This is a genomic window from Streptomyces sp. NPDC102437 (assembly GCF_044765565.1).
Taxonomy (GTDB): domain Bacteria; phylum Actinomycetota; class Actinomycetes; order Streptomycetales; family Streptomycetaceae; genus Streptomyces.
This window is the reverse complement of sequence record NZ_JBIWKI010000136.1, coordinates 1-2,624: the sequence shown is the minus strand read 5'-3', so window position 1 is coordinate 2,624 and position 2,624 is coordinate 1. Positions and strand designations below refer to the sequence as shown.

Genomic DNA, 2,624 nt, shown 5'->3' with positions numbered 1-2,624 from the left:
CCCGCGTCGGGCCCTCACCATGCCCACCGGCCGACACGGCCTGAAACAACCTCGCCCAGCCGCCCAGCAGACCCAACTGAAACGCCGAGGCTAACGCTATAGCGGTCCATGAGCGGCACGTCTCAAGGGGCGGTCCCGGCATACCGGGGCCGCCCCGACCGTTTCCGCCACCGTTGCGCTAAGGAACCGGGGGCAGCCATGCGGAGGGGAAGTAGACCGTCGCGGGAACAGGCGTGCCGACAGCAGCGAGAAGCCCGTCGGGAGCCGGACCTGACGCGTTCCTGAAGTCCACCGTGGCCCCGGAGAACGTCGCGCCCCCTGTCGGGCCGTCGAAGTGCACGATTCCGCCAGCGAACGCCGCGCCGTCGAAGTTCACGTAGCCGTCGGCGAACGCCGCGCCGCCGAAGTTCACCGTCCCGCCAGCGAACGCCGCGCTGCGGTGGAAGATCCAGCCGCAGCGGTCATCATCGGCGGCCCTGGTGCACCGCGGGGACTGCGCCCTGTATCCGGCCGAGGGCGGATTCCTCAACCGGGAAGAGGCGCTGATCGCCCTGGCGGAGCCGGACATCGAGGCGTGCCAGATCTGCAAGCCCGAGACGGGGCTCGTCGACGGGTAGGCGCGTACAGGCCGCCCGACGAGCTTCGCGGGCGCCGAGCTCGCAAGATCAGTTCCGTGCCTGCCAAGGCCCCAAGGATCTCGGACAGGGTCTTGTGGGCGTCCGGCTCACCATTTCATCTGGCTGTTCGCCCGGCTGTCTCTGTACGTGACAGAGGGTTCTGGCTCAGGCTGTGTGGAGCGCCCACGATGTATCAAGTCTGCCTTGGTGCCAGGTGCTGGGGAGCCGACCGGGAGGTATCAGGGCCTTGCGGTCCGAGCGGGCTGCCTGGTGTAGTGGGCGAGGTAGCCCCTTTCGAACTCCGGCAGTTCCACGCCGCTGAGTTCCAGTGTCGGCGTACCGATGGCACTGGCACTGGAGTCCTCGTAAGCCTTCTCGGATGCGGCGACGAAGCCTTGGTACTTCATCGTCTTGACCGCAGCGTCGAAGCCCGGCCCGCGCAGGCCTTCTACGCGGGATGCCATCTTCAGTAGGAACTCGTCGGTGAAGCCGTCGACCGCTTCATCTGGCTGATGTGCGTAGAGGACCTGGTGGTACTCGACGAACTTGCCTTTTGCCAGCGCAGCGCGCAGCGCGTTCGCGGCCTTCTTCGAGCCGTTACCGCCCAGCCTGTCGTCAAGGAAGGATGCGAGCGTGTAGTGGACCTGCACCGAACCCTTCTGAGTCAGCTTGTTCAGCTCGGTCCCGGCGCCCTGTGTCTCGAACTCCTCACAGAAGGGGCAGCGCAGATCCTCAAAGAGCCGGACGGTGGTACCCGCGCTCTCATCGCCGACCACGATGCTCGTCCCGTCCGCGCCCAGCGACTCCGGTATGTCGGCATCAGTGGCATAGCCGGTACGCGGCCCGCACGCCGCAAGGGACAGTCCCAGGACGGTGGCGACCGCCACTGCCCGAATCGCATGCTTCACCAGCATGAATGCCCCTCCCCAGTGGCGAATGGCCCGGACTCTATCCGGCGGCCCGCAAGGGCGGATCACCAGCCCGGGGCACGGACAAGGACAGGGTCGACGCCCCGTACCGCTATCTCCGGCCCGGGAAGCCGGCATTGCCGCTCGGGTCGGACATGACACTCGGCCGACTTCTTCGACGGCTGGGACGCGGCGGGCGGAGGGTGAAGGGCCGACCGGCGGGCGCCGGGCGGGCTCATCGGCCGACGCCCCACGTCGGTTACCAGCGCATGCCGAGCTGGTCGAGGTCGGCGCGGCGTTGTTCGGGGAGTTTCGCGGCGCGTTTGCGGACGTTGTCGAGCCAGGTGCCGAGCCTGACCACCACGGCCCCGTCAGCGCCGTTCTGACGGCCCGGCACCGCCTCTGCCGATTCCAGGTGCTCAGCATGCTTCCGAGGCACCCTCAGGTGCCCCTCACGGGCGTGGAACTGCCGTGCCGCCGCGAGGTTGGCCGCCCATTTCGCGTCCTGGGTCTGCTTCACCGGCCGCTCGTTGTCCTCGGCCGGGGTGAGCTTGAGGGTGTTCTCCAGGATCCACTGCTGCACAGGCGCCAACTGCTCCCACCCCAACCGCTGTACGTTCACCCAGCGTCCGAGGTCTTCGCCCTGGACGACGACGTCGCCGTCGACCGTGGGGAGGGTGCCGCCGGCCTGGACGTGGTTCTGGACGAGGCGGAAGCAGCGCTGCCACCCGGTGTCCCATGCCGGGCACCACCCCGGGTCGATCGCATCGAGCTCGTTCTGCCGGGCCTGGGTCATTGCCCCGGCCGCCGACCGCACGGGGCGGCCGGCCTCGCGCAGCTCCTCGTTCTCCCGCGCCCTGCGCGCCGCAGCGCGGGCGTTCTTCGCCCACACGCCGATGGGATGCCCTGCCCAGGTCGCGGTGACCGGGGGGAGGAAGTGGCCGTAGGCGGCGGCGTACTGCTTGGCCACAACAACTCCGTCCGCCCAGGCCGCTTCCTGCTCTGACCAGACCATCCCGAGCTTCTCCAGCTCGGCGACCCGCCCGGCGTCCAGCGTCCCGGATCCGTAGGCGCGGCGCTGCTCGTTGATCCACTGCCC

The 2,624-nt window shown here is 68.9% G+C and carries 4 protein-coding genes; 1 reads left to right on the top strand and 3 read right to left on the bottom strand.

Annotated features, from left to right (window positions below; translation table 11 throughout):
* Positions 1–178 precede the first annotated feature (178 nt).
* Complete coding sequence (locus ACIRJP_RS42315) at positions 179–412, bottom strand: hypothetical protein (protein ID WP_404186529.1); 234 nt, start codon at positions 410–412, stop codon at positions 179–181.
* Positions 413–434: 22 nt separating this feature from the next.
* Here ACIRJP_RS42315 and ACIRJP_RS42310 point away from each other — a divergent pair, with 22 nt between their 5' ends.
* Positions 435–617, top strand: coding sequence for a DUF6233 domain-containing protein (locus tag ACIRJP_RS42310; protein WP_404186531.1), 183 nt, complete (start codon positions 435–437; stop codon positions 615–617).
* A 239-nt stretch (positions 618–856) separates the two neighbouring features.
* Here the strand turns inward: ACIRJP_RS42310 and ACIRJP_RS42305 are convergent, their stop codons facing one another.
* Together ACIRJP_RS42305 and ACIRJP_RS42300 are read right to left on the bottom strand one after the other, a co-directional pair.
* A complete protein-coding gene (locus ACIRJP_RS42305; RefSeq protein WP_404186527.1) occupies positions 857–1,531 on the bottom strand; it encodes a DsbA family protein in 675 nt (224 codons plus the stop codon).
* A gap of 253 nt (positions 1,532–1,784) precedes the next feature.
* Positions 1,785–2,624, bottom strand: an 840-nt coding sequence (locus ACIRJP_RS42300) for a helicase associated domain-containing protein (protein ID WP_404186525.1), incomplete at its 5' end; no start/stop codon positions are given.

Bases quoted from the DNA above. Each gene is read 5' to 3' on its own strand.
- ACIRJP_RS42305 (WP_404186527.1), bottom strand. From the start codon at position 1,531: ATGCTGGTGAAGCATGCGATTCGGGCAGTGGCGGTCGCCACCGTCCTG.